The sequence below is a fragment of the Sphingomonas aerophila genome, assembly GCF_014199305.1.
GTDB lineage: Bacteria > Pseudomonadota > Alphaproteobacteria > Sphingomonadales > Sphingomonadaceae > Sphingomonas > Sphingomonas aerophila.
On the sequence record NZ_JACIJK010000001.1, the window covers coordinates 18,922 to 43,310 of the forward strand.

General features: G+C 60.6%; 23 protein-coding genes, 1 tRNA gene and 1 pseudogene. 13 read left to right on the plus strand and 12 right to left on the minus strand.

Annotation, left to right across the window (positions count from 1 at the left end; translation table 11 throughout):
* Nucleotides 1–184: 184 nt before the first annotated feature.
* The 4 genes from FHS94_RS00090 to FHS94_RS00105 all read right to left on the minus strand — a co-directional run bounded on the left by FHS94_RS00090 (nt 185) and on the right by FHS94_RS00105 (nt 5,865).
* Entirely contained in the window at nt 185–574 is a 390-nt protein-coding gene (locus tag FHS94_RS00090) for a response regulator (protein WP_184053045.1), read from the minus strand.
* 451 nt (nt 575–1,025) lie between these two features.
* On the minus strand, nt 1,026–3,923 hold the full coding sequence (locus tag FHS94_RS00095) for a PAS domain S-box protein (RefSeq protein WP_184053048.1): 2,898 nt from the start codon (nt 3,921–3,923) through the stop codon (nt 1,026–1,028).
* 133 nt (nt 3,924–4,056) lie between these two features.
* Nucleotides 4,057–4,662, minus strand: a complete 606-nt coding sequence (locus tag FHS94_RS00100) for a phosphatase PAP2 family protein (RefSeq protein WP_184053051.1) — start codon at nt 4,660–4,662, stop codon at nt 4,057–4,059.
* A 255-nt stretch (nt 4,663–4,917) separates the two neighbouring features.
* Nucleotides 4,918–5,865: a cellulase family glycosylhydrolase gene (locus FHS94_RS00105; protein ID WP_246348265.1), complete on the minus strand. Its 948-nt coding sequence runs from the start codon at nt 5,863–5,865 to the stop codon at nt 4,918–4,920.
* A gap of 382 nt (nt 5,866–6,247) precedes the next feature.
* Between FHS94_RS00105 and FHS94_RS00110 the strand changes: the two genes are divergently transcribed.
* Nucleotides 6,248–6,700, plus strand: a complete 453-nt coding sequence (locus FHS94_RS00110) for a hypothetical protein (RefSeq protein ID WP_184053057.1) — start codon at nt 6,248–6,250, stop codon at nt 6,698–6,700.
* A 44-nt stretch (nt 6,701–6,744) separates the two neighbouring features.
* On the opposite strand, the gene FHS94_RS19765 is transcribed toward FHS94_RS00110, so the two are convergent.
* Together FHS94_RS19765 and FHS94_RS19770 are read right to left on the minus strand one after the other, a co-directional pair.
* Nucleotides 6,745–6,900: a helix-turn-helix domain-containing protein gene (locus FHS94_RS19765; protein WP_343055129.1), complete on the minus strand. Its 156-nt coding sequence runs from the start codon at nt 6,898–6,900 to the stop codon at nt 6,745–6,747.
* Between the two features lie 6 nt (nt 6,901–6,906).
* Nucleotides 6,907–7,194 (minus strand): annotated as a pseudogene (locus FHS94_RS19770) (recombinase family protein); the annotation flags it as partial.
* 281 nt (nt 7,195–7,475) lie between these two features.
* On the opposite strand from FHS94_RS19770, the gene FHS94_RS00120 reads away from it, so the two are divergent.
* On the plus strand, nt 7,476–8,315 hold the full coding sequence (locus tag FHS94_RS00120; protein ID WP_184053060.1) for a DUF5694 domain-containing protein: 840 nt from the start codon (nt 7,476–7,478) through the stop codon (nt 8,313–8,315).
* A 121-nt stretch (nt 8,316–8,436) separates the two neighbouring features.
* Here the strand turns inward: FHS94_RS00120 and FHS94_RS00125 are convergent, their stop codons facing one another.
* Nucleotides 8,437–9,399, minus strand: coding sequence for an alpha/beta hydrolase (locus tag FHS94_RS00125; protein WP_221234449.1), 963 nt, complete (start codon nt 9,397–9,399; stop codon nt 8,437–8,439).
* 291 nt (nt 9,400–9,690) lie between these two features.
* On the opposite strand from FHS94_RS00125, the gene FHS94_RS00130 reads away from it, so the two are divergent.
* Nucleotides 9,691–10,791, plus strand: a complete 1,101-nt coding sequence (locus tag FHS94_RS00130; protein WP_184053063.1) for an anhydro-N-acetylmuramic acid kinase — start codon at nt 9,691–9,693, stop codon at nt 10,789–10,791.
* The gene (locus FHS94_RS00135; protein WP_184053067.1) at nt 10,788–11,747 is read left to right on the plus strand and encodes a hypothetical protein; all 960 of its coding nucleotides are present in this window, start codon (nt 10,788–10,790) and stop codon (nt 11,745–11,747) included. Before FHS94_RS00130 ends, FHS94_RS00135 begins: the two co-directional genes overlap by 4 nt.
* 27 nt (nt 11,748–11,774) lie before the next feature.
* Here FHS94_RS00135 and FHS94_RS00140 read toward each other — a convergent pair whose 3' ends face one another.
* Nucleotides 11,775–12,761, minus strand: a complete 987-nt coding sequence (locus FHS94_RS00140) for a S41 family peptidase (RefSeq protein ID WP_184053070.1) — start codon at nt 12,759–12,761, stop codon at nt 11,775–11,777.
* Between the two features lie 335 nt (nt 12,762–13,096).
* Between FHS94_RS00140 and FHS94_RS00145 the strand changes: the two genes are divergently transcribed.
* The 3 genes from FHS94_RS00145 to FHS94_RS00155 all read left to right on the plus strand — a co-directional run bounded on the left by FHS94_RS00145 (nt 13,097) and on the right by FHS94_RS00155 (nt 15,910).
* Nucleotides 13,097–13,867, plus strand: a complete 771-nt coding sequence (locus tag FHS94_RS00145; RefSeq protein WP_221234450.1) for a hypothetical protein — start codon at nt 13,097–13,099, stop codon at nt 13,865–13,867.
* A gap of 911 nt (nt 13,868–14,778) precedes the next feature.
* Entirely contained in the window at nt 14,779–15,426 is a 648-nt protein-coding gene (locus tag FHS94_RS00150) for an immunity protein Imm33 domain-containing protein (protein WP_184053076.1), read from the plus strand.
* A 148-nt stretch (nt 15,427–15,574) separates the two neighbouring features.
* Entirely contained in the window at nt 15,575–15,910 is a 336-nt protein-coding gene (locus FHS94_RS00155) for a hypothetical protein (protein WP_184053080.1), read from the plus strand.
* Nucleotides 15,911–15,951: 41 nt separating this feature from the next.
* On the opposite strand, the gene FHS94_RS00160 is transcribed toward FHS94_RS00155, so the two are convergent.
* Nucleotides 15,952–16,212 carry a hypothetical protein gene (locus FHS94_RS00160; protein WP_184053083.1) on the minus strand — a complete coding sequence of 87 codons (261 nt, stop codon included), beginning with the start codon at nt 16,210–16,212 and terminating at the stop codon, nt 15,952–15,954.
* A gap of 708 nt (nt 16,213–16,920) precedes the next feature.
* Here FHS94_RS00160 and FHS94_RS00165 point away from each other — a divergent pair.
* Entirely contained in the window at nt 16,921–17,823 is a 903-nt protein-coding gene (locus FHS94_RS00165; protein ID WP_184053086.1) for a DUF4349 domain-containing protein, read from the plus strand.
* A 100-nt stretch (nt 17,824–17,923) separates the two neighbouring features.
* Here the strand turns inward: FHS94_RS00165 and FHS94_RS00170 are convergent, their stop codons facing one another.
* Nucleotides 17,924–18,484, minus strand: coding sequence for a hypothetical protein (locus FHS94_RS00170; protein ID WP_184053089.1), 561 nt, complete (start codon nt 18,482–18,484; stop codon nt 17,924–17,926).
* A 717-nt stretch (nt 18,485–19,201) separates the two neighbouring features.
* On the opposite strand from FHS94_RS00170, the gene FHS94_RS00175 reads away from it, so the two are divergent.
* From FHS94_RS00175 to FHS94_RS00190, 4 genes are all read left to right on the plus strand, one after another.
* Nucleotides 19,202–19,471: an HU family DNA-binding protein gene (locus FHS94_RS00175; RefSeq protein ID WP_184053092.1), complete on the plus strand. Its 270-nt coding sequence runs from the start codon at nt 19,202–19,204 to the stop codon at nt 19,469–19,471.
* 906 nt (nt 19,472–20,377) lie between these two features.
* A complete protein-coding gene (locus tag FHS94_RS00180) occupies nt 20,378–20,995 on the plus strand; it encodes a DUF6624 domain-containing protein (protein WP_184053094.1) in 618 nt (205 codons plus the stop codon).
* An 859-nt stretch (nt 20,996–21,854) separates the two neighbouring features.
* Nucleotides 21,855–22,157 carry a LuxR C-terminal-related transcriptional regulator gene (locus tag FHS94_RS19875; protein ID WP_184053097.1) on the plus strand — a complete coding sequence of 101 codons (303 nt, stop codon included), beginning with the start codon at nt 21,855–21,857 and terminating at the stop codon, nt 22,155–22,157.
* Nucleotides 22,106–22,498: a VOC family protein gene (locus FHS94_RS00190; RefSeq protein ID WP_184053100.1), complete on the plus strand. Its 393-nt coding sequence runs from the start codon at nt 22,106–22,108 to the stop codon at nt 22,496–22,498. The genes FHS94_RS19875 and FHS94_RS00190 overlap by 52 nt, the downstream gene beginning before the upstream one ends.
* Before the next feature lie 216 nt (nt 22,499–22,714).
* Here FHS94_RS00190 and FHS94_RS00195 read toward each other — a convergent pair.
* Nucleotides 22,715–22,805, minus strand: a tRNA-Ser gene (locus FHS94_RS00195).
* A 95-nt stretch (nt 22,806–22,900) separates the two neighbouring features.
* Here FHS94_RS00195 and FHS94_RS00200 point away from each other — a divergent pair.
* On the plus strand, nt 22,901–23,782 hold the full coding sequence (locus FHS94_RS00200; RefSeq protein WP_184054332.1) for a peptidylprolyl isomerase: 882 nt from the start codon (nt 22,901–22,903) through the stop codon (nt 23,780–23,782).
* Between the two features lie 15 nt (nt 23,783–23,797).
* Here FHS94_RS00200 and FHS94_RS00205 read toward each other — a convergent pair whose 3' ends face one another.
* Nucleotides 23,798–24,382: an ABC-type transport auxiliary lipoprotein family protein gene (locus FHS94_RS00205; protein ID WP_184053103.1), complete on the minus strand. Its 585-nt coding sequence runs from the start codon at nt 24,380–24,382 to the stop codon at nt 23,798–23,800.
* Nucleotides 24,383–24,389 lie beyond the last annotated feature (7 nt).

A 24,389-nucleotide genomic window follows, 5' to 3' on the forward strand; every position in this document is an offset into this window, starting at 1 on the left:
CCGTCTAATCTGAAAGGGTTAACGAAACACATCGCCAACCCGGAGCCCGGCAATCCCGGACATCCGAGACACGCGTGCCTTCAGCCCGTGACATCACGCCCGCTTCCACTTTCACCTCATCGAGGACGTCGATACGCCTGACGTTGATGCGTATAGAGCTTCGTCGCGCTGGTGCTGCTAGCGATCAACAGAGGCTGGTGGCTTGCTCGTTGAGCAAGGTAGTTATGGCGGCAACGAGCTGGGCGTTTGCAAATGGCTTTGGCAGCAGCAAGCTTTTGGGCACCCCGTAGGCAGCCCAGTCGGCCGCACTGTCGCCGGTGACATACACGACCGCGATCTCCGCGTGCCGTTCCCGGGCATGCCGCGCGACGTCCCAGCCTATGATGCCTTGCCCAAGTCGGACGTCGGTGATGAGGCCGACCGGTCGAACGCTGTCGTCATCCAGGATGCTGACTGCCTCCTCGCCGAAGGTAGCGACCCGCACCGCAAAGCCCGCGTCCTTCAGCACGTCTTCCATCAAGATCTGGATTGCAGGTTCGTCCTCTACCACGAGCAGGAGTATGGGACTGGTCATTTGTTCTCACCTTGAGCGATCGGACTGCTCTCCCGTGAAAGGCCCGGTTCGGGCCGATATATCGCGTAAGGTTCTGCAACTTAAGAGCGAACAGCTGTCGTAACTTGGCAGGTAAGCCCACTTTTTCCTACAATTTTGCTCGCTTGCTGCTGCCTACCGGGTTTAGGGATCCAGTGGCCGTGCTCTCTTGCTGAGTAGCCTAGTCGAGACCGCGAAGGACGAATGGCCTGCAGAGCTGGCGACTAGGTTGATAGACCGCGTAGCTTCGTAAAGGGGCGCTCGGAGCCGGGCGCTACCGAGGCTGACGCCTGTAGCTTAATTCAGAGTCAGCAAAAGTAGTGCCCGCGGCAGCACATGGTCCGACTTACCGCAGGCTCAACTGGCTTCCAGAAGGCGGTCACCACCGGCTTGCCCCTTTTTTTTCGAGAATGGGCCCAGTGCAACACGACAGTCAAACCCGAAGCATCTCCCGGATCTTGGTCGCTAACGCGTCAAGCGCAAACGGCTTGGTGATCATCTCCATGCCATGATCAAGGAAGCCACCCCGGACAGCCGCATTCTGGGCGTAGCCTGTGATAAACAGCACTCGAAGGTTGGGTCGGTGCTGACGCGCGATCTCCGCGATTTGTCGCCCGTTCAGTCCTGGCAGGCCAACGTCTGATACGAGCAAGTCAATTTTGCGATCGGACTGCAGAACCGGGATAGCTGTCTGCCCATCTGTCGCCTCGATCGCATGGTACCCAAGCTCATCAAGCACTTCGAGCACGATCATACGAACGGAGTGGTCGTCTTCCACTACCAGAACCGTCTCTCCATGACCGACTGGAACCGTTGCCTTCTGCTCCGGCACGACTTCCAAGGTGCCATGGTAGCGCGGAACGTAGAGTTTTACGGTCGTGCCCTGGCCAAGCTCGCTGTAGATGCGGACATGGCCACCAGACTGGCGAGCAAACCCGTAGATCATGGACAGGCCTAGTCCCGTTCCCTGGCCGACAGGCTTTGTCGTGAAAAAGGGCTCGAATGCTTTTTCGATGGTTGTTTGGGCCATGCCGGTGCCCGAGTCCGAAACACAGATTACAACATAATCACCTGGTGAGACTTCTGCGTGATCGCGCGCGTATCGATCATCAAGGTGGGTGTTAGCCGTTTCGATCGTGAGCTTCCCGCCGTGAGGCATGGCGTCACGGGCGTTGATGCAGAGATTAAGCAATGCGCTCTCAAACTGATTGGCGTCCGTGGATCCAGCCCAGAGATCGGGTGAAAGGTGAGTTGCCAATGCAACCTGCTCTCCCAGGGTCCGCCGGAGCATGTCCTCCATGCCGCCCACGAGCTCATTTACGCTCACCGGGCGCAGATCAAGCGATTGCCGGCGTCCGAATGCAAGCAGCCTTTCCGTCAGTGCGGCCGCCCGGTGAGCGGAGGTAGTCGCGGCGTCGATGTAGCGGCCAACCCGCTCCATCTTGCCGGAGGCGATATAACGCTGAACCAGGTCCAGGCTGCCAATCACGCCCGTCAGCATATTGTTGAAGTCGTGCGCAATGCCGCCCGTCAGCTGTCCGACAGCCTCCATCTTTTGCGCTTGGCGCAGAGCTTCCTCGACCTTCAAACGCTGGTCGACTTCTTCGGCAACCCGTTGTTCCAGCGTTTCATTCAGGTCCTTGAGGGCCTGCTCTATCTTCTTCCGTTCCGTGATGTCGATGGCCGTACCGATGGCGCGACGGCAGACGCCCGCCTCGTCGAAGACGCCACGTCCCTTGGCAGCGACCCAGCGGACGACCTGATCTTCCTTGCCAACCGTGCGGTATTCCACGTCGTACACGGCGCGGGTATGGGGATCGACAGCAGCGGCAAACGCGACCGATGCGTGCTCCCGATCGTCTGGATGTAGGCCGGCGTAGAAGTCTGCCATGCTGACCGAAACGTCGGGCGATATGCCGAACATGGCCTTTACCCGGGGTGGCCAGAACAGCGTATCGTTATCGAGATTGACGTCCCACATGCCGATCTCGGCTGCATCAGTCGCAAGGCGTAGCTGCTGTTCACTACTCCGAATCCGCTCCTCAGCCTCCCGGCGGTCCTGAATGTCGATGACCGAGCCAACATAACCGAGATACTCACCGTCAGCGCCAAACCGCGGGCTCGCGGCGTCAATAGCCCAGCGGTAGCCACCGTCCGCGTGGCGCAGGCGATATTCGACCCGGAACGGTACCTGAGCCGCGTTTGCTTCCACGAAGGCGCGCTCGGCTTCCGCTCTGTCCTCAGGGTGCGTGGCGTCAAGCCAGCCGAAGCCGATCGCTGCATCTTCAGCTTGGCCGGTAAACTCATACCAGCCACGGTTCAGGTAGGTGCAATAGCCGCTCTGGTCCGTCACCCACATCATTACCGGGGCGTTGTCGGCCATGTTCCGAAAGCGCGCTTCGCTGTCGACCAGCTCGGCCCGTGTTCGGGCCAGCTCTTCCGACTGCTGACGAAGGGCGGTCTCATTGCGAGCAATCTTCAGGTACCCGCCCCGCCGCGCACCGCCGTGGGCCAACGGATGAGTGGACCCGTTCATGAAAACGCGTGAACCGTCAGCCCGTTGATGCCAGCGGACGTCGGGCGCGCAACCCTCGACCGCCGCTTGGTGGACCTCCGCTTCTGGAATTCCCGCAGCTTGATCCTCAGGGGTGAACAGCTCGTCTATCGAGCGGCCAATCGCGTCCTGCTCGGTCCACTCGAACGCAGCCTCGGCGCCGGACGACCAGCTTGTGATGCGGCGACTTTCGTCCATGGTGATGATGGCGTACTCATGGGCGCTGTCGAGGATCAGGCGATACCGCTCCTCGCTAGCAAGCGCCTCCATATGTTGTCGCTCCCGCTCCTCCAGCGTTCGGCGCAATTCGAGCTGAGCCATGACCTGGTGGGCAAGGACGCGCAGAGCCTCTTGCTGAAGCTCGGTCAGCTGCCGTGGCCTGTGGTCAAGGACGCACAAGGTCCCGATCGGCAATCCGCTTTCTGTCTTCAGCAGCGCGCCAGCGTAGAACCGTAAGTGGGGCTCTCCGACTACCAACGGATTACATTTGAACCGCTGATCCTGCGTCGCGTCTGGCACCAGCAGGAAATCCTCTTCGAGAATCGCTTTTGCACAGAACGAGCTTTCGAGCGGCGTCTCGCGCACACCGAGCCCAACTTCAGCTTTGAAGAACTGACGACCGTCGCCGATTAAGTTCACAACCGCGATCGGCACCCCGCACAGCTTGGCCGCAAGTGCCGCGATCTCGTCAAAGGACGGCTCGCGGGGCGTGTCGAGTACGTCATACGACGCCAGCGCGGCGAGCCTTTGCAGCTCACGATCCCGATCCACAGTCATAACGCTCGATGATGTTACCCCAACCGTTCACTAGCGCTCCGGCCCATCCGATGCCAGCGAAACGTCCGGAACGGTACTAGCCCGCTCTCTCGGCCTTCTTCTGAGAGTCGAAAATCGTCCGGTCGCTTACCGCTTAGGCCTCGTACGGTCGCCACGGCCTAGAGCGTGCTGCAACAAAGCTCCGCAAACCTCGCCCTAGTGCGGCTTCGCTTGCCTTCTCAGCGGCAAAGCCGATTACCACTCCTGCAGCCACATCGCCCGCGTAATGGGTACCCCGCGGCACTTGCACCGCAGCGACGACGAACGCCGCCGTTCGGGCTGCAAGGGCATGGTTCGGGTAATTACGCGCGAACGCTTCAGCAACGGACACGGCCCCTGCACTATGGCCAGAAGGAAACGAGTTCTCCTCGTGAGCGTCGCTGTCCCCCCATCGCACGGCCGGGTCGTCTCCGCTTTCGGGCCGGGTGCGATTAACGACAGATTTGACGCCGCTCTTCGCCCAAGTGGCTAGAGTATGGGCCGAGAGCATCTTGATTCCGGTCTTCAGGAGACGGTTGTCACGCCCGACCACGGCGATACCGATAGTGGCAGCGCATAGAAGCCGCATCTGCGGCTGGTCGCCGATCTCGCTGGCGGCCCCCATCAGCCGGACGGGCCACGTCTTTCGTTTTTGATTAACCTGCGCGCTAAGGCGCCGGTCGAGCGCTTCTACGACTGTGGCGTCCTGTTCGGTTTCCATGCCGCTTCAACAGGCGACATTCGATCTCGGGCCCGAGCGGTCGCGGCTGGCGAGAAGCCTGACGCCGGCGACAAACCGGGCCCAAGTCAGGGCCGCGTTAGACGCGGACCCTAGGCAGCCAGTAAGGCTTTGACCTCACGTTCTAGAAACCCAAAAGTGAATGGCTTTCGTAAGAAGCTGTCGGCAATACCAGCATGGGCGCTCTCGCCGGAGTAACCCGTCAGACAGCTAATAAGCCGAGGATCAAGGACCGTTTCAGACGGCGCTTAGCATTCTCAGGAACTCGACCTCCTCAGCATCGTAAGGTTTGCCGGTTTCATCAAAGATGTCGTGGAACCACGCATCCTTGGCGACCTCAGGCAAGGGACTAGACCAATTATCCCACGGCAAGTGCGTTTGGGTCTTGCCGCGAACCAGGCCCCAGCAAAACGAGCCTACACGGTGCTCCTTTGCTGCCGGAAGGATTGCCTGAAACGTGCTACCTGCGGGCCGCGCCATGAACTCTGTGCAGAGTAGAGGACGGCCCATGGCGCTCAGCCATTTGACCCGGGTTACGAAGTCCTCGGCGGTACCGTAGTTGTGGAACGAGATGATGTCGGAATGGCTGGTCTGCGCGCGCTGGATCGGGCTCAGAAGATCTGGCGCCGACCAGTCACCCAGCCAGATGCCGCTAGTCAGCGGTTGCGTCGGCTTGCACTCGCGTGCCCAACCGAATGCCGCCACCATAAGCGGCACGACCAAGTCTGCCTTGGCGCTGAGCAGCGCGGGGTCGCAGAGCGCCACCTCAGGCCCGTTATCCGGCTCGTTCCAAATATCCCAGGCGAACACACGTGGGTCGGCAGCAAAGCGTTCGACTACACCTTTTACATATGCCTCAAGCCGCCCGTGCTGCCCGTGGTCATGCAACACCGGTACGCCGGGTGACTGCACCCAGCCGGAATTGTGCACTCCCGCACGAGGCGCGCGCTGTAAGCCGAGACAAGGCTCAGGATCCCAACACGAATCGAACAACACGAGCATGATGCGAATGCCCTGTTGGTCTGCAACGCTCAGGAATTGATCAACCCGTTTGAGAAAGCCTGGCGCGTCCTGCATCCAGAGCAGATCATGCAGGTAGACGCGAGCCGAGTTCATACCGATCGACGACGCTAGCCGGAGTTCCCGCTCCATAACGGCCAGGTTAAAGGTCTCGGGCTGCCACATCTCCAGCTGATTGATGGCATATGACGGGGTGAAGTTGCATCCCACATGCCACGGCTGTGCCTCGAACCATGTGTGCGCCTCCTCTGGAGTCCACCGCTCTGACATGCCTCACCTACCCTCGCCAACTCGTCCAAGCGTGGTGCCTGTCAAGTGTAAGCGTTTACGGACCTGCCTACGACAGGTCCTTCGTCGAGGCATGCACAAGGTTAAAAGGATCATTCCCAGAAGGCTTCGTCTAGACCCACAGGTGATCATCGCAACGCGCATCAGACCGGCGAGGGGATGCCAATCCTTGCGACTTAGCATCAGCAACTGACCGCACATCTGATTCAACTCGACTCATGATGGTTGCCGTCAAAGCCGGCCCCGGCATGGTGGCAGAATGGAACATCGCATCGCGCACGCCTGCGGTCACGAGCAGGCCCACTATATTCCCGGCTATCCCTCTCAGCAGGACCGCAAGGCGCGCTGGCTACGCACAACCAAGTGCCGGATCTGCTTTGTCGACGACAAGCGCTCAGAGGAAGCCGAAGCCGCAGCGCGGAATGCTACCGCGATCGCGCATCTCGATCTGCCAGAGCTCGTCGGCAGCGGGCGCCAGGTCTCCTGGGCGACAACCATTCGTGCGAAACGCCTTGCCGCGATCATGGCCGCCCCCAGCATCGATGATGCGAGCGGCCATCAGGCGTGCGTGGCCGTGACGGACGCAAAGTGGTGGATCGACCATCGCGACCTCACCGACACCAACCTCATCGCGAAAGGAAGGCTGCACATGAGCGCAGCAGACACAAACATCGCCGGTGCCCAGCTGACGAGCGTGGCAACGCTAGCCTGACTTCCCGCCACGGACGAGAACAGCAACTCGACCGCCAGCCAGGTTCAGCCTTGGCCGTCGACCATGCTTGTTGGCAGGAAGCGGTATACCGTCCCGCGTGAGATCCCGAGCTGACGAGCAATGTGAGAAGGCCTGACCCCTTCACTCGCCAGCTTGCGCACGGCTTCAGGGTCGATCCGCGCCTTGCCGCCCTTGTACACCCCCCTCGCCTTGGCAGCAGCAATGCCCTCTGCCTGGCGCTCTTTGCGCAGGTTGGTCTCGAACTCGGCAAAGACACCGAGCATGTCGAGAAATGCCTTGCCGGCAGCAGTGCCGGTATCGATCGGCTGCTCGGTCGCTTTCAGGGCAACCCCCCTGCCCTTCAGCTCATGCACAATGTCCTGCAGGTCCTTCATCGATCGTGCGAGCCGGTCGATGCGGGTCACTACCAGGGTGTCGCCCTCGCGCAGGAAGTCGAGCAGGATCTGAAGCTCGGTTCGGGCACCCCGCTCGGTGGCACCCGACGTAGATTGGCTGTTGCAGAAGTTAGGACTTTCGAAACACTACCGTTGTCCCATAACTCCGTCTCCCCCAGCCCATTTCGGGAAAAAGCAATTGGGAACAGGTTTTGGGAATATGGCCCCGCTGAGGGCCGAGAAGCCCTGCCCTGGCTGGTCAGCCGTCTCGCTCGACCTTCCCAATTGGGACGGCTTAGGTCACGTCGAACGGGAGCCAGATACAGCTTGAGCCGGCAACGCCTGTGTGTGATTGAGGTGATACACCTGCCGGAGGTTCCATGCGCGTCCGACAATTCCTTGCCGTGCTGCTGCTTCCCGCCATCTCAGCCGCGCCACCCATTCAAACCAAACCAGTGATGCCCCACTTGCTCGTCCTCGGCGTGCCTCACTTCGCCAATCATCATCGCGATTTGATAAACTCGAATGTGGAGGACGTGCTTACACAGGTCCGTCAGCGCGAGATGATGGAGATCGTCTCAGCGTTGGCCGCATTGCGCCCGAACCACGTCGCGGTTGAATGGTCAGCGACAAAGCAAGCTGCACTTGATGAGCGGTATGCAGCATACCGTGCGGGTAAGTACGTCCTTACCGGAGACGAGATCGACCAGATCGGATTGCGACTTGCGGCGATGCTGAATCTGCCTCGCGTGGACGCCGTGAACTGGTTGGAACAAGCGCCGGGAAATGATGATGATTACGACTTCGGCAAGTGGCTCGAAGTGCATGGCCGATCAGGGGAGCTGTCGGCGATAACAGCCGATGGACAGCGCCGGGTGAATGCGCAGGACAAGCTCAATCGCTGTCGCCCAATCGCCGAGTGGCTGCGCGATCTGAACTCGCCCGAATATGTAGCTTGGGACGAGAGCACTTATTATCGCATCGCCACCTTCGGTGACGCGAAGATGAATCCAGGAGCAGCTTGGGTGGGAGCCTGGCACGCGCGTAACCTGCGTATCGCCGCCAATCTCAAGCGTGTCGCTGGCGCAGCTGGAGACAGAACCGTGGCCGTCTCTGGCGCAGGTCATGCCAACCTGTTGCGACGATATGGTGCGGGCATGGGCTTCTCTGTGCTCGACACCAACAAGGCCCTGCCTCGGCCCGGTAAACCAACCTGTTAGTGGGCGCACGTCTACGCACTTGGGCACAGGGCCGGCACCTAGCCATCGCCATTTCTTCAGGGGGGAAACTTCTGTGGCTACTGCCTAAGCTCCGCCACCTCTACCTGCCAATATGCCCGCACTAAAGCATGCCGATCTGCTTGAGCCAAAGCTCTACAAGCTGAGCCCATTGGCCAATGGGCTCACTTGCGTGACGCAGGGCAAAGGCATGACCACCTTGCGCAAAAAGGTGGAGCTCTGTGGAGACGCCGACCTTATCGAGTGCGGCCGCATACATCAGACTATTACAGACCGGGTCTGTTTGATCGTTCCACGCTTGAGCAATGAAGGTGGGAGGAGCTTGCTTTGACATCGGTAGAGTAGGGTCGAAAACGCCACCAGCGCGACAGATATGGCCCGGGTAAAGCGCGATAGCGAAGTCTGGTCGACTACTGATGCTATCGATCGCATCGACCGTCCGATAGGTCGGAGCGAATATGTTGCTCGTTTGAGCAACCAGATATCCGCCAGCCGACATGCCTAGAACGCCAATCCGGTGTGGATCGATACCTAGCTCACCCGACATCGATCGTACCAGCCGGATTGTACGCTGCGCGTCTTGAAGCGCGCGGGGTATCTCGGGTGTGATTCTACGATTGAGCTTTGAGTCCCAGAAGTCGTTCCCACCAGGAGCTCGGTACTTCGAAAGGATGCAAGTGACGCCCTTGCTGGTCAGCCAATCGCAGATCTCCAGGCCTTCCAGACCGACAAAGACCATCTGGAAGCCGCCACCTGGAAACACCACAACAGCCGTGCCGGTGTTCCTTCCCCTGGGCGGCACGACCGTCATGGTTGGTTCGGCTATGTTGAGAACCGCTTGGGATTTGCCCCCGACCGCAGCAGCGTCATCATACGTGTGAACGCTTTCGGGCGGCTGCGGCCGGAACGTGCCGTCCGGCGCTGCGCCTGGCCAAATCCTGGTTTGCTTCAGCCCCCTTGGCGCTTGCCAAATACCCGGCGTACTTGGCAGCGTCTTTTCTGCGGCAGATGCTGACTGATTGGTGCCCGCGACCGCTTTCACCGCGTCACACGACGGCCCAGTCATCATCACCGCACAGAGAACGATTGTGTGTAGGCGCAACATCGGGCTCTCCCCAGCGTACCTTATGGTCGCCGCAGTTCCCAGTTCTTGCAAGCGCACAGCTGTTGCTTGCCCAGGTCTCTTATTAAATCTCACATGATGGTCGGCGAGCGACGCCGGACGTGCTGAGTTTAGGCTTCCCTTTCGCAACCATCAGAAGCGGTGCTCTCGCGGTGTCGCTTAAAGACGTGCACCATCAACGGACCCTGCTCAATCAGGTGTTAGCATCACCGGTGCCGTGTCTTGGAGGTTTGAATGCGCGTTCTGGGATTCATGAGCGGCACGTCGCTTGACGGGGTCGACGCCGCGATCATCGAGACGGATGGCGTCACGGTGATTGAATTTGGACCCGCCCTGCTGCTGCCGTTCACCACCGAGGAGCGCTCCATCCTCGTGTCCGCGACGGAGGACGCTGTACTGCGGGATGGTCGCGGCGAGACGCCGGCTGTCTCCGGGGCTGCCGCCCAGGTCGTGCTCGACGCCCATGTGAGGGCCGCGGAGCAATTGAGGGCCGAGGATGGTGGCGATCTGGACCTGGTCGGGTTTCATGGGCAAACCGTGCTCCATCGCCCGGAGCGGAGGCTCACCATCCAGCTAGGAGATCCCTCGGCGCTGGCCGATGCGTTGGGCGTACCTGTCGTCGCTAATCTTCGCCAGATGGACCTTGCGGCCGGCGGACAGGGAGCGCCGATCGTGCCTGCCTACCATGCCGCGTTGGCCGATCGCATCGGCGCTGAACGACCCATAGCATTCCTGAACCTGGGCGGGGTCGCAAACCTGACGTGGCTCGGGCGGGATGGTGAAATGATCGCGTTCGACACGGGGCCTGCGAACGGCCTGGTAGACCTTGCCGTACAGGCGCGCGGATTGGGGCGCTATGATGATGGCGGACGTTATGCAGCGGCAGGACACGTCGATGCTGGCGCTCTGTCCTCGCTTCTGAACTCACCCTATTTCCACCGTGCCGGAGCCAAGTCGCTCGACCGCTACGACTTTTCGCTCGACGCGGTTACCTCACTTTCAATTGAGGACGCCGCTGCAACTCTGACCGCGTTCACGGCCGAGACCGTCGGCCTAGCGGCAGACCAACTGCCGAGTGCTCCCGGGCGTTGGGTGATATGTGGGGGCGGACGCCACAACCCTACAATGATGCGCGCGCTCGCCGACAGGGTCGGCCGATGCGACACTGCAGACGCGCTCGGACTGCGAGGTGACTTTATCGAGGCGGAGGCAATCGCGTTCCTGGCGGCCCGCTCGGTAGCGGGACTTCCGATTACCTTCCCTGGAACCACCGGCGTGCCGCATCCAATGACTGGCGGTGAACGTTTTGGGATTTCGCAGGAGAAGACGGCGTGACTGCCAACGGCTCCACCAATCTCGCGATGGCTGGTGCTCTGATGCGCTTGGCCTCGGCCCTTCTGGCTTCTGGCCTCATGGTGGGCAACCGTCCCGCCACTGACCGTCACGTCGAACGAAGTGAGCGGTGCACAATGCCTGCGGGTTGGTTGGGGGTGGCGAGAGCCCATCCGCGCTTCGTCATCTTTGGCGAGATACATGGGACACGCGAGGCGCCCGCTTTCGTAGGTAAGGTGGCGTGTTCTCTGGCCAATAAAGGGGACCGCGTTCTTGTCGCCATTGAGCATAGCGCGGTGAACGATGAGGCGTTCCAAGCGGCGTGGCGCCTCCCCGATCCGAATTTCCAGGCTGCAATTACAAAGGTCGGATGGGCCGGTCGTCGTGATGGTGTCGCTAGCGCCGCCATGCTCGACCTTCTTCTTCAACTGCACCGGCTTAAGGAAGCCGGCAGATCGGTCGCGATAGTGGCGTTCAACGGCTTCCGAGATGAAGACCAGCGTCGCAGATTTGCAGGTCTGCCCGGTCAAGGACCACATGAGGCTGCGCAGGCCGAGAATATTCGCAAAGCTGCAGATGCCGGTCATTATGACCACATTCTGGTCCTCACCGGAAATCTTCATGCACGTAAAAAGCCTATTGAAGAGAATTCCTGGGTGTATCGACCAATGGCTATGCAGCTTGCGTCCCCCGGTGAGATCGTGTCGTTAAATATGAGGACCGCGGGAGGAAAGATGTGGAACTGCATCATCCGACCGGATGTGCAACTGGACCGAACTAAGCCAGTCCCGGATGACGCAATTGAGTGTGGAGATCGCCCGACGAAAGGGTGGGCCAATATGAAAGCCGCTCCGTTTATGGCTCTGAGAGTTAAGAATGGCGGCGAGGACGATAATTACGACGGCATCTTTTGGGTAGGGCGGGTCAGCGGCTCCGGGCCCGCGCTGGCTTATCCCTAGCACTGAAGCGGAGGGCATTGTTCCTGATCAGCGAGCGCACTGGCTCGCCAACCAGCGTTGTGCGCCTGTTTCGATGTTGAAGTACTCAAGGTGCTCATCCGGTTCGATTGAGCCCACATAGTCGCGACCCGTGCGGTCCCGAACGCTGGTCTCAGTGATCAGAAGGACGGCTCCATCGCTGAGGATGTAGGGCATATTAGCGGTTGTGAAGCCCGCAGAAGCTGCGCCGAACACCCTCGTCCGGGGCCGCCCGACAAATGCGAGAGCCGTCATCTCGCCGGAACTGGCCGTACCCCGCCCTATAAGAACAGCGACCGGGGCAGCCGAGTGCGCCAGCTCGAACAGGGGCTGGCTCGGTGGAAGTTCGTCGGACGACGAAAAGATGCTCCCTTCCGATCGTATCCATGCCTCTTTCGTGCCGTCCGGCAGAACGAAGAAGCCGAAAGGCGCTGCGCCGAGCAGAGGGTCCAGACCGCGGAGCATTGGCCACATATTGCCCCCGCCGTTCCCCCGCAGGTCGACGATCCAGCCGCAAAGGTCAGCGCGGTCCATGCTTAGCAATGCACGTCGCAATGTCGCGGTGTAGGCCTTTCCTCTCTCGCGTCCGTTTGGGCCCAGAGTGTCCAGCTCTGGAAGGCGCACGTAGCCGAACCGGCTTTGTACGAGACGCGATGACGGCATCAACGGACCGGCGTCTGTCCGCGTCGGCGTCGCCCCAGTGGAAGCTGGAAGGGGATACGGATCGAGCAGGAAAGAATGGCGCTCGTGGAGGGCAGCCAGAACCAGACGTATTGCGTCATAGGTGTCCGCGGGCCTTTTAGCGCCGGCGAGCAAGATCTCCGCTTGCGGGATGAGCTTCACCCAATCGACCTGACGTCGATTTCGGTGATGATGTCTGATCAGATCCAGCGCTCGCTGAAAGTAGGCTTTCGCTGCACGAGTAGGCGGTACAGGTCCGTCGGAGGAAATGGCTAGGGCTAAGATAGCTGCAACAATGGTCGAAATGCGCAGCATACGGACCCGTTCCTAGCACGAGAGCCATTCTGGTTCCCACCTAGCCGCTTGTGGGTTTTCACCATACCCGGACAGCCCCAGACTACCGTCGTTTTTGGGAAAGCTGCAAACAGCCGGCAGTGCCCACACCTTAACGGTTCGGCGGTCGAGCCAAACTGCCCGAAGCAGATAGATCTCACGCGGGAACTCCCTTCCTTCTGCTGCTCTGTTGGCGGTAAACCGTCCTGAATTGCGATTAGAAAAGAGACGTCGCGATGCAGGATGTGAGGAGTGGGTCATGCAAGCTCAGCTTGTTGCAACAAACTCTGACGACCATTGGCGCTGTAAAGTCGACCATGAGCCTGGCCTTGGTGTTGATGGCGTGCTCATCTTCTTCCCTTTCTCAAACGATCCAGGCGTCTAAGTCTGAGGCCCTGGTCAACACCGAAGTCGGACAGGATGTAGTCGTCACCGGATCGCGTCCGGTTATTATTAAAGGCAAGGTGAGGCGGTGCACACCGCAGGCTGGTGATCCGCTGGATCGCGTCAAGGTCAGCGGCTCAGCCGATACGAGAGGCTGGGAGGCGGGTGTTCACCGATATATGGCCATCGTTCCGCGTGGCGATAAGTTCGCCTGGGTGCGCGATGCCGATCAGATCACCGGCCCCGCCTTCTGGCAGCGGGTCGGGATTTTGATGGAAAACTACAGGTTCCGTGGAATGGCGCAGGACAGCCTGATGTGCGTGGGCGGGACTACGACCTATCCGTATGCCTTTGCTGGATTTCGGCGTGAGTTCGATGCGGTGCCTTATCGAGGCAAGCGGCTGCGATTCACACTCTGGGTGGCAACGAGAGCGGCCGGGAGGATCGTCACATGGCTTGGGTCACGTAGCCGCAGCGGGTTGAGAGACGGAGGAAACACAGACTACGGCAACTTCAGGGGCGATCATCTCTGGACACCGATACTCCTGGAAACCGGACCAATCGACGAAAAAGCAGATCGGATCAGCTATGGCTTCAATCTACAGGGATCTGGCGATCTGTGGGTCTATCGTCCTACCTTCGAGGTAGTTGAGGATTACGTCGGCGACGGCACCGATCGCATTGTCTTCGGCAAGGGATCATGAGAGGAAGAAAACGTAGATGATGTTGCCTCTGGTGCTTGCGACGGTTGGTGTGCAGGCGGCTCAACCCCCACACAGTGACGGTCCCATCGCAGCACAGGAAAGGTCGATAAGGCTGCCGCGTTCTTGCGACGCCAAGGCGCAACAGGCGAGCCTCAGCAATCTTTCTGAGAGCGACGCCGCTATGCTTCTCACGTCCGCAGGTTCTAGTCCGCGCATCGGGAAGGTCACAGGCGGCTTCAGCATAACGGGCGTTTGCGCCCCAGCGGTGAGCAGCCTATTTCCTGCTGTCGTGTTCGGGGGCACCGACTTCTATGGCATCGCGTATCCAACGTTCGACTCTCTCATACCGACGAAGCCCTTCTCGGAACTGCCTGATCCTTTCACTCCGCCGAGTACAGTCCGGAAGCTGAAGGGCGCCAAGTTCGAGCTCGGCGGAGTCCTTCGGTATGGCGGAGGCATTCCGTTCGAGACTCACCAGAGACTATCATTCTGGAGTAACAGCTCTGGATCTGTAATAGGATTGATCGACTGCTTGGGATCTTCGGCAACTCCCCCGTGCACCATAGGAAATATCCTTTATAGGACTAAGCACAGGGTGAGGAAGGTCAGCTACACTCCATCGATGCACTCGACGTATAAACAACTCCGGTTCTGGATCACTGAGAGAACGGGCAGGCAGGATTACGTTGAGGCTGACTATCTAGCTGCGCCGAGATGACAGGGGCAAAGCATACCGCGTCGCCCGTGGCGCACATTCTTTAACGACTGGGCGGAAAGCGCATCCGGCTGTCCCAAAATAGCATCCCAATTGGGGCGGCAGCTATCGCCCAGTTCTAGCCGTTTAGCTTGCGGCATGTGCTTCCTAGAAGCGGTCGCTTGTCGGTGCGCGTTCGCCCGTTACGATCACAGGGATGACGGCCCCGACTTTCACCCTGCTCGATCCACGCCCTGTTGCAGCGAATGCCCGCTACACCTTCTTTCTGCCGAGCCCCGCTGAGATTGCGGCTGTTGGAAAGGGCGACCTAGTCAAATTGACGTTTGCGTATACTCACGAAACTGAAGAATGGTCTATCGAGAGAATGTGGGTCACCGTCGAGGACGTCGGAGATACGGACCTTACCGGGGTACTTGCCAATCAGCCGTTCGAGAAGACATCCTCGCTCAAAGTAGGTGACCTCATCCGTTTTCAGCGGTATTGTATCCTTTCGATCCAATGGGCCCGTCCTGAGACTGCTCCACCTCCGATGGAATACCGGGAATACTGGGAGCGTTGCCTCGTGGACGAGTGCGTTCTCGACGGGTCGGAGCCGGTCGAATATATTTACCGCGAAGAGCCCGACATGCAGGAGGAAGGTGACAAGTTCCCAGACAGTGGATGGCGCATTCGCGGTAGATTGAGTGAAGCGAGCGACGAAGAGTTGGATGCGCGTAAGCCGCAGTACGTTGCTGTCGGTGCGGTGCTTAACCGAGATGATAGCTGGTTGAGCCTGATTGACGCCCCCATCGGCTCCCGCTTTACGCGCGACTTCACGACTGACACCTACAATGAAGAGCATTGACTAGCTGTGTCCGCTACCATGGCCATGGCACCTTGAAGCTGCCGGTCCCGAATCCACCCAAAAGCCGGACAGTCCCAAAATAGCATCCCAATCGGGACGGCAGCCCTCGCCCACTGGCGGTCATTCGGCCTGCTTGGCATGGAGAGCTATGGCAGAGTTCGAGAGCTTAGAGGGTGACGATCGCTGGGACGGAGAGTTCGCCGAAGATTTGGTCGGCTGTACGCTTCTCGTCGGCCTCACCTATGTCGATCACGACAACCAGCTGCTTCGGCGTCAGCAGGTTTTTGGGACGGTGGTCTCAGTCGACCGGCAAGCCGGCATTTTGGTTCGGCAGGAAACAGGCGACGACTTCACGGTCGCGCCCGTCCTTGACGCAATCGAGCCTGCGCAGCCCGGTATCTACCAGCTTGCTGACGAAGATGCGGCAGTGGAAGACCCGGACTTCACGGCGCTTCTGACGGTCCGAGCGCCGCTTCGTAGCTAGGCAGCGACGTCGGCTCACGGCCAGTTCCAGACGTGGGTGAGCTATGGAGCCGTCCTCGAAAGCAGACGTTCAATCAGCGTGAGCAGGCGTCTACCTGCCTCCGTTGATGCGATCAGGCACGGGTCATCCCACTCATTTTCAAACAGGAAGGTTTCACCGCCAAACACCACACGGGAGTACGTGGTGAACCACTCGCTGGCCGCCCCACCGAATAGATCGGAGATTGCCTGCTTCACGGTTGCGATATCATCCGTCGCGAATTCCAACGACGAGGTGCCGTCGGGAAGGGAAAGCAGGGTCACAGCCATTGCCTACTATGATGTCCTTGCGGGCGCTATCCAGCCCCACTCACTCCAAAGCTGCCGTTCCGCTGCTCACCCAAACTTCCGACGTTCGGGTCCGCCCCGATGCCCCGAAGCGCCGTCATCTCTGCTGTAGGCGTCGTGGCATGCATCATGGTACGTGCAGGCGCTGGAACGCTGCAGAGGACAGCTCCCGGAGTATACGGCCCGTTACAGGAGACGGCGTTGATCGACGTGCAGCAAGCCGAGGTCGCACCAGCGCCTGCGCCGCCTGAGACGATCAATCTGCTCGCCGCTTCCAAGCCGGGCTGTCCTGGCCCCTCGGACAGTGACGACGTCGTGGTGTGTGGGCCGAGAGATAACGAGCAGTACCGCCTTCGCCCTCTTCCCCCGCCAAAGCAGGACGGTTTTCTGTCGAGGCCCTTGCGGGTCCAACTCGCCCCTGGGGTGTCGTTTGGTCTCCAGCGAGGCGGCGGTGTGGGCCTGCGAGCTGAGTTTGGGCCAGGCAAGAAGACGGACGAAAGAGAGGAGAAGTGAAAGCCCTCGGCGCTGGCTTCCGCTAACGACCAATCCGGACAGTCCCAAAATAGCATCCCAATCGGGACAGCGTCGAACCTCGAGCGCCACTCTCGTTAGTAAGCAGGCGATGGCCGGAATCATCAAAGACAGGCGTGTGCCGATAGCCACATCTTGACGAAGCGGGGCCCCGTGGACGACTTTGCCTCGGGGGAGAAGCAGATGATGCGCAATGCTACAGTTCTGCTGGCAGCGACGTTGCTGGCCGGGTGTGCGAAAGCGCCCCAGAACAAGCAAGCGCAGACCCTGAGTGCGTACGACGTCGAAGAGCCGGCGCCTAGCGCGCCGGGTAGTCCCGCAGCTGTCGCAGGGCCCCGCATCGCCTACACCTACACCGTCACCTATGCATTCGACCGGCGCACCGTCGGGCAGGTGCAAGGGCGGCAGCTGGCCCTTTGTCGCCAATTGGGTCCTACGCGCTGCTTGGTTGTGAAGTCGACGCTGAACGCGCCGGGACCGGAAGACCACCTAGTCACCGACGAGGCTGTGCTGCTGGTAGATGCCCGGCTGGCCGGGGAGCTGAACCGCCGGCTCGACGCCCTTGCGCTGGCCGGGGGGGCGACGCTGGCGAACCGGCAGGTCGAGGCGGAGGACGTTACGAGGCAGGTGATCGACACCGATGCGCGAGTGCGGGCCAAGCAGGCGCTTGCGGAGCGGCTGCTCAGCATCGTCCGGTCCGGCAAGGGCAAGGTGGGCGAGTTGGTGGAGGCCGAGCGGGCCTATGCTGCCACCCAGGAAGAGCTAGACGCCGCGCGTGGCGAACAGGCGGAGCTTGCCCAGCGGGTCGCCATGTCTCGGGTGACAATCAATTATGCTTTTGATGACACGCCGGGTCGACAGTCGCCGGTTCGCGCCAGCCTCGTGACCGCAGGCGACACGCTAGCAACGAGCCTTGCCGCGCTCGTCACCGCGGCGGTTGCAGGTCTGCCCTGGCTTGTTGCCTTAGCGGTTGTACTTGCGCTCGTCCGTTGGATGCGCCGTAAAAGGATTTTGCGCTGGCCGCGAGGATCCCAAGCCGCTCCGCCGCTAAGTTGAGCGAGAGGCCTGCCGAGGCCTTCGCCCGTGAGATTGCTCGAGCAATGCTGAGCGTCAGCTAACGCCCGACTTTCTGAGCACAATCACTACCACCGGGCGATCAGCTCCTGCCATCAGAGAGCTTTTTAAGCCCGACCCAAAGATAGAGACCGAGCAGCGCTCCGCTGCCGATAAGCCATGCCCATGCGCTAGCCGATCGATCGAGTGTAATGATGCTGCCTAAGAAGACGAGCCCGCTAATGAGAAGGATTGTAATCACAATCGGCCAACTAAGCGCAGCCCTGGCCTCACGCCGTGCCTGCGCTGGTAGCCTTGGTGGAGCGACGGACGGTCGCCCTTTCACGAGGCGCCGTGGCGCGGTGCTAGACCAAAGGAGCCGGGCAAGTATTGTCACGACGACAGCGGCGGTCAGCAGACTGTCTGCCGATTCAGAAAACGACAGCCAGTCCGAAACCAACGTCCACAGAGCAACAATTGCGCAGACCGCTCCTACGGTCTTCCAACGACCTGCCCGTCCGGCAACGCTTTCCCACTCGGCCAGCAACTGATCATATTCCGCCTCGGTCACGAGCTTCGCGCCAAGCTTTCGTGACGGGAATATAAGGTAGCCGCCCTCCGTACGGATAAATTGCCTTTTAAACGCCTTGGTGGTGTTGAACATGTGCAGCTCCCAGGGGGCGCCGTGCCTCTCCCCCTCCCTTTTCCCGCTTATCGGCCTGCAATTCCGATCCGTAGCGGACGTCGGCTCTCGCCTGCTGTCGGCCCCCGAAACCCTGATAGGACCGCGGAATGAACGCATCTACGGTCGTCGGTCTGCTGATCATCCTATTCATCGGGATCGTACTAGGGGCCTTGTTCGCGTCCGGAAACATGCCGAACAATCTGAGAAAGTTGGACGCCCGACAGGACACAGAACCCGTGGCATTCTGGTTCTCTGCAGGGTCTTAGCTGATGATTGCGATCATCGGGGCTATGATCGTCGTCGTGAACTGGCGGAAGTGACTACTGTCCACCGAACTCCAATAGACCACAGTCGCCATCCCAACCAAATCCCGGATCGCACATCTGCCTCGGATTTGCTCAGCCTTGGAGGCTATGGACGGAACTCGGCGCGAGTGGCGGTTGGGGCCAAAACTGAAGACTTGCCGCTCTTTAGGCCGTCTTAGGACCCGCAAGCATTAGAAGAAGCCGAGCGCCTGCCAGGTTGTGACCAGAAGGCAGACGCCCAGCCTGAGTTTGTGGGGGATCCACAACTCGGAATTGGCCCCACAACACGAAGCTTTCATGACAAGGTGACAGCTGTGCCCCTCACCTCTTTGACCGATTGCGCCATCCTTAAGCTCGGGTAAGCTTATGCGGTCCAAGGGAGTGGAATTGCATGAATGTGAGTGAGCTTGCGAAGGGTGTGGCGGCCGCGATCGGCACGAGTGATGCGGATGCCAAGAAGGCGATCACCGCTGTGTTCGACCAGATTGCGGGGGCAGCTGCAAAGGGCGAGGAGGTTTCCATCCCTGGTTTCGGCAAGTTTGCCGTCAAGGACCGTCCCGAACGCCAGGGCCGCAACCCGGCAACTGGCGAGGCAATGACCTTCGCGGCATCAAAGAAGGTGGCATTCACAGCCGCCAAAGGTCTGAAAGACAAGCTCTGACCTGGCGCGCCGGCGATGTCGGTCGTCGGCGCACAAAATACCTCTCGGCGCGTAAGCCGATGGTGATGCTGACGGCCAGCAAACCGTCAGCCGTCCCAAAATAGTAGTTTCGAGAAGGCTCCTACGTTCCCATTTCTCGATCCCAATCGGGACTAATGCCCTCCAACGCCGACACTGGACGCGGCCTGTAGCGTGCCCGTAAGCTGCCCTTGGGCAGAGTAACTAGGGAGATGCGGCAATGCTGTTGTTTGTGGCTCTGACGCTCGCCTCGCCGCAGCCGTGCATGGATACGAAGCGACAGTGCCGCGCATGCACGGTCTCGGACGGCACCAAACGTTGCTCGAATATCGGGATCGCCTGCCAACCAATCGTCCGGGTCTGTCGCCCAAGAGGCAACCCGACGTCGCTGAGCCGAACAGCGCCAAGACAAGCTGACGGCAGATAACGCCCAACGCCCGCTTTCCCCCCTTCTTCGCCCTGGAAGCAGCCGGACCGCCTACCACCCAGTTGCGAACGATCCGGCGACGCCGCTAGGGTCACTCCGTGATACGGAAGATTACTCGACGCGATCGGCTCGCCCAACTCCCATTGCAGATACGCTGGCTGGGCCCTGTCCTCGCTGCGACCCTATCGGCCTTCCCATCTCCAGCCAATCGGCCGCAAGTAGGGCAGCTCCGCTTCGAAGCTGACCTTCGGAAACTGTATGGCACCGATCAGGAGCAGGCACGCGACCGATTGGAGGCACAGACGAGCAAGCTGACCCGCCGCGCCACTGAGAAGGAAGTCAAACGTATTCGATCGCTCGGGCTTCAGGCTCATCTAAAAGCATCGTGTTTCTCAGATGCACGATGCTCATATCTCGACCGGATACGGTCAGTACGAAGTGCCTGCTCGACGGCTGCAGAGATGCTTTCCGCTTCGACGAAGGTTGAAGTTGAAATGCGGTCGGTCCTGAAGATGGTCGCCGGCGCTGATGGCGACCAGCTCTCAGGAAAACTCGAGGATAGGCTGAAAGCCAGGGCTTCGCGCGAGGAGCTCTTACGCAAAGCTTTAGTCCAGGCTCGAGGAACGGGATCACCAGCAGGGCCATCCTGCCACGCAGCCACTCTGGTGGCCCGGCTCGGAGCCGAAATCGAGAGCCGCGATGCGGCCAATCTTCGCGATCTGACCAAGGTAGTCGCTGTGAGCGGCTGGCCCATCGTTGACGCCAGTTCGGGCCCTCCCTGGTACTTCCCCGTCGTGCAGCATGCCGACCGGCAATTGGCGGAGCAGTACAGGATCCTCTTACAATGGCGGCCTCTCGCAGCGACCAACCGCGTGTCTCCCAAAGCCTACGCCTACTTATACGATCGAGTGATGCTACAGCTTCGCGGCACCCAACTCTATGGCACCCAGTTTGAGTGCCAAGGAGGACGATACCTGCCATCGCGAATTGAAGATTCAGATACGGTCGACAATCGGCGCAAGGAGCTGGGCATGGTTCCTATGGGCAAATACGCTGAGATGCTTCCATCCACGTGCTGACCAGCGAATGCGGCCTGTCCCAAATCACCATCCCAATCGGGACGCCATCTCGCTACCGCTATCAGGTGATCCAACTCTGCAGGCAGCGCGCGGTCCAAGCGGCTTTCGACAATCGGACTGTACAGAGGACTCCGTAGCCGAACCTGCCTTCTTCGAGGAAAGAGACTTCCACTAAGGCAAGGCGCCGATTTTTCGAGAAGATGGGACTGGTGAACGTGACAAACGTCTTATGTCCCTCGTCGTCGATTGTCGGCCCTGTCTGGCCAGTCCACCTGCAAGCGGGCCTGAAGTTCTCGAGATTGAAAAGGTGTTCTCGTCTCGCGAGATCCTCAAATTCGCCTTCAGAAAGCTTCATGCGGGCACGATAATCCGGCATGAACTTCCGGAGATCATCAAGCCCATGAGGCGACAACCGCACATCCTGTGGGTAGGCAGGAGACGTCCGGCCTATAGCGGCGGTATAGGCGGCTTGCAGAACGGCGCACGTACTCGGTGCGGAGGCGAAAGTGACAATCGGCTGGGTAGCCGCCTTTGAGGGCACTCCTGAGGACGATGCCAGCAGTCCAAGGTACGTGATTGCGCCAACGTTCAGCACCATGGCCTCAACTTCTCTACTCGCGTGACGCGTGCAGTGACACTTACGAGCGGAGGCAGGCGGTCCGCAATCTACTCAACCCAGAGGGCCCCAAAATAGCATCCCAATCGGGACGATGCCGTTCCCTGTCCGCCTCCGAAGCGGCCCTTCTGCTCTCGCCCAGATGCAAACGCTCAACCGTGAACCGCCCGGCCCCGAAAACGCCCATTCGTTCATGCCTGTCCGGGTAGGGTAATTGCTCTCGGCGGAGTGTAGAACTGCACCATGAGCATCGAACGGAGCCGCGGAAGGACGGCCCATGACGACGTGCTGACGCCGGCCGAGTGGCGGGTTGTCGAGGCCGTGCGCCACGGCCTGACTAACGCTATTATAGCCAGCCGGCTTGGCGTTAGCGCGGACGCGGTCAAGTTCCACGTCGCTAACGCACTACAAAGCTCGGCTTTGCAAGCCGCGTTGAACTCAGGCGCCGGGACGGTGTGCGCCGGGACAGCCTGTTGCGAGGAGGTACGAGAAACATGGATCCGGATCTTCAGCTCGGCCGCATCGGCCAGCTTTCTCGAACGGTGACCGACATTGCGGCAGCGCGACAGTGGTACGCCGACGTACTCGGCCTCGCTCACCTGTACTCGTTCGGTGATCTCGCCTTTTTTGACTGTGCCGGCGTGCGCCTCTTCCTTTCGCAAGGCGAGGCCGGACCGGAGTCGATCATCTATCTGATGGTCGACGACGTGCATGCGGCAGCCGCGACTCTGGCTTCCCGCGGTGTTGAGTTTCGCAACGCGCCGCACATGATTCACCGCCACGAGGACGGAACGGAGGAGTGGATGGCCTTCTTCAACGACCCGGATAGCCGCCCGCTCGCACTCATGTCGCGTCAGGTCGTCGAGGGTGGTGAGCACCAGACCTGACCCGATTTCCGTCGTGATACATTAGGCCCGTTATGCTGAACCCAGCCGCAATCCTGCCAATCCGCTTTCCACCCACATGCTAACATGAGGCGTACCAGTGTCGGACCCGACCTACTGAGTCGCTCACAGCAAAGAAGCGAGAGTAGGACCGGCAATGGGGCCACAAACCCAAACCAGACTAATTCTGCACAATCTGAACCAGTTACGACGACGTGATGGCGGAGCGGGAGGGATTCGAACCCTCGATACGGTTTTGCCGTATACTCACTTTCCAGGCGAGCGCCTTCGACCACTCGGCCACCGCTCCGCATCTCATCCGTGCCCGGAAATGGGCCGACTAAAGGCACGCGCGCGTTGGCGCAAGCGATTGCGCGCATTTCCGCGCTGGGGCAGTCTGAACACATGTTCGCCGCTCTCCTAGTCAGCCTCGCAGTGCAGGCCGCCTCAGCCACCGTACCCCCCTCCCCCTCCGACCCGATCGAGGCCGATTGGCGAACGATCCCGGATGACGAGCTGCTGGTGATGACCCTCTCCGGCAATCGCACGGTGGTGATCCGGCTGGCCACGCCATACGCGCCCGAGCATGTCGCCAACGTGCGTCGCCTCGCGTTGGCGCATTGGTGGGACGGTACCAGCGTGTACCGCGTCCAGGACAATTGGGTGACGCAATGGGGTGACGAAACGGAGAAGAAGCCGTTGCCCATGGGCATCGCCGCTCGCCCCGCGGCGGAATATGACATCGCTGCCGGGTTTCGCGCCGCCCAACGCATGACGGTGTCCGACGCCTACTCGGGCGTTTCCGGCATCACCGCTGATGGCTGGGCAGTGGCGGGCAGCAAGCCAGGCGTGGGGCCGGTGGCGGACGCCAGTCCCGGTTGGCTGGCCCATTGCTATGGAACGGTCGGCGTCGCGCGGGATGCATCGCCCGATACGGGCACGGGGTCTGAACTCTTCATGCCGATCGGCGGGTCGGCACGGCGGCTGGACCGGAACTACACGATCGTCGGGCGCGTGATCGAAGGAGCAAGCCTGTTGTCCGGCCTGCCGCGCAGTGACGCGCCAATGGGCATGTACGCGACCGCGGCGGAGCGACTGCCGATTACCAGCGTTCGCCTGGCGAGCGACATGCCAGCGGCTGGCCGGCCCCGCTATCAATATCGGGCCGCAGACAATCCCCGGTTTGCCGCCCTGATCGCAACGAGGGAAAATCCGAAGCCGCCCACGATTGGCCTGGGCGGTGCGGATGTCTGCGACGTGCCAATCGCCACACGTCGCGCGCCCTGAGGCATGCCTCGGACCTTAGCGCCCGACCCAGTCCGCCACTTCTGCCGCCACCTGGTTAGCCGCGGTATTGAGCGCCGGCCCAGCGCTGACCGCGTCGATGGCAGCAACAGGTGCACGCGCCTCGAACCGGCGCTTCTCCAGCGTCTGCGTCCCGTCGCGACGTAAAGACGCGTCAAAGGTCACCACGGCTTCCCGTGTTGCCGCGTCAATGCCGAACTGGCGCAACTCACCGGCAAGCTCACCATTGGGCGAGTCGACCGCCTGCACCGATGACAGCACCACGCGCCCGGTACGGGCCTGTACCGTGTCGGACAGAAGCCGCGCGAACAGCCGGGCGGGCGGCTCGGCCCAGATAGCCTCCTTTACATAGGCAATGCTGGTCGGCGTCGCCTGCACGGGCACGCGTGCCGTCGCCAGACTGGCAGGGGTGACGGGCACGGCGATGGTGATGGCCCGCGCGCCGGCTGATGTCACGACCTGCCCCACCGGGACCCGTTCCGCCGGGGTCAGCGTCAGCAGCGAGGGTGGAGGCTTCGCACCGAAGCTGATGCACGCCGCTAGCGGCATCGCGCCAAGGACGATCGCGAGCGGCGTCTTCATGGTCATC

Excerpts from the sequence above, each read along its gene's own strand:
- FHS94_RS00150 (WP_184053076.1), top strand. The coding sequence starts at position 14,779 with ATGACGGCCCCGACTTTCACCCTGCTCGATCCACGCCCTGTTGCAGCG.
- FHS94_RS00100 (WP_184053051.1), bottom strand. The coding sequence starts at position 4,662 with ATGGAAACCGAACAGGACGCCACAGTCGTAGAAGCGCTCGACCGGCGC.
- FHS94_RS00090 (WP_184053045.1), bottom strand. The coding sequence starts at position 574 with ATGACCAGTCCCATACTCCTGCTCGTGGTAGAGGACGAACCTGCAATC.
- FHS94_RS00140 (WP_184053070.1), bottom strand. The coding sequence starts at position 12,761 with ATGCTGCGCATTTCGACCATTGTTGCAGCTATCTTAGCCCTAGCCATT.
- FHS94_RS19875 (WP_184053097.1), top strand. The coding sequence starts at position 21,855 with ATGAGCATCGAACGGAGCCGCGGAAGGACGGCCCATGACGACGTGCTG.
- FHS94_RS00205 (WP_184053103.1), bottom strand. The coding sequence starts at position 24,382 with ATGAAGACGCCGCTCGCGATCGTCCTTGGCGCGATGCCGCTAGCGGCG.
- FHS94_RS00095 (WP_184053048.1), bottom strand. The coding sequence starts at position 3,923 with ATGACTGTGGATCGGGATCGTGAGCTGCAAAGGCTCGCCGCGCTGGCG.
- FHS94_RS00180 (WP_184053094.1), top strand. The coding sequence starts at position 20,378 with ATGCTTTCCGCTTCGACGAAGGTTGAAGTTGAAATGCGGTCGGTCCTG.
- FHS94_RS00200 (WP_184054332.1), top strand. The coding sequence starts at position 22,901 with ATGTTCGCCGCTCTCCTAGTCAGCCTCGCAGTGCAGGCCGCCTCAGCC.
- FHS94_RS00145 (WP_221234450.1), top strand. The coding sequence starts at position 13,097 with ATGAGCCTGGCCTTGGTGTTGATGGCGTGCTCATCTTCTTCCCTTTCT.
- FHS94_RS00105 (WP_246348265.1), bottom strand. The coding sequence starts at position 5,865 with ATGTGGCAGCCCGAGACCTTTAACCTGGCCGTTATGGAGCGGGAACTC.
- FHS94_RS00120 (WP_184053060.1), top strand. The coding sequence starts at position 7,476 with ATGCGCGTCCGACAATTCCTTGCCGTGCTGCTGCTTCCCGCCATCTCA.
- FHS94_RS00125 (WP_221234449.1), bottom strand. The coding sequence starts at position 9,399 with ATGACTGGGCCGTCGTGTGACGCGGTGAAAGCGGTCGCGGGCACCAAT.
- FHS94_RS00130 (WP_184053063.1), top strand. The coding sequence starts at position 9,691 with ATGCGCGTTCTGGGATTCATGAGCGGCACGTCGCTTGACGGGGTCGAC.
- FHS94_RS00155 (WP_184053080.1), top strand. The coding sequence starts at position 15,575 with ATGGCAGAGTTCGAGAGCTTAGAGGGTGACGATCGCTGGGACGGAGAG.
- FHS94_RS00190 (WP_184053100.1), top strand. The coding sequence starts at position 22,106 with ATGGATCCGGATCTTCAGCTCGGCCGCATCGGCCAGCTTTCTCGAACG.
- FHS94_RS00110 (WP_184053057.1), top strand. The coding sequence starts at position 6,248 with ATGGAACATCGCATCGCGCACGCCTGCGGTCACGAGCAGGCCCACTAT.
- FHS94_RS00170 (WP_184053089.1), bottom strand. The coding sequence starts at position 18,484 with ATGTTCAACACCACCAAGGCGTTTAAAAGGCAATTTATCCGTACGGAG.
- FHS94_RS00175 (WP_184053092.1), top strand. The coding sequence starts at position 19,202 with ATGAATGTGAGTGAGCTTGCGAAGGGTGTGGCGGCCGCGATCGGCACG.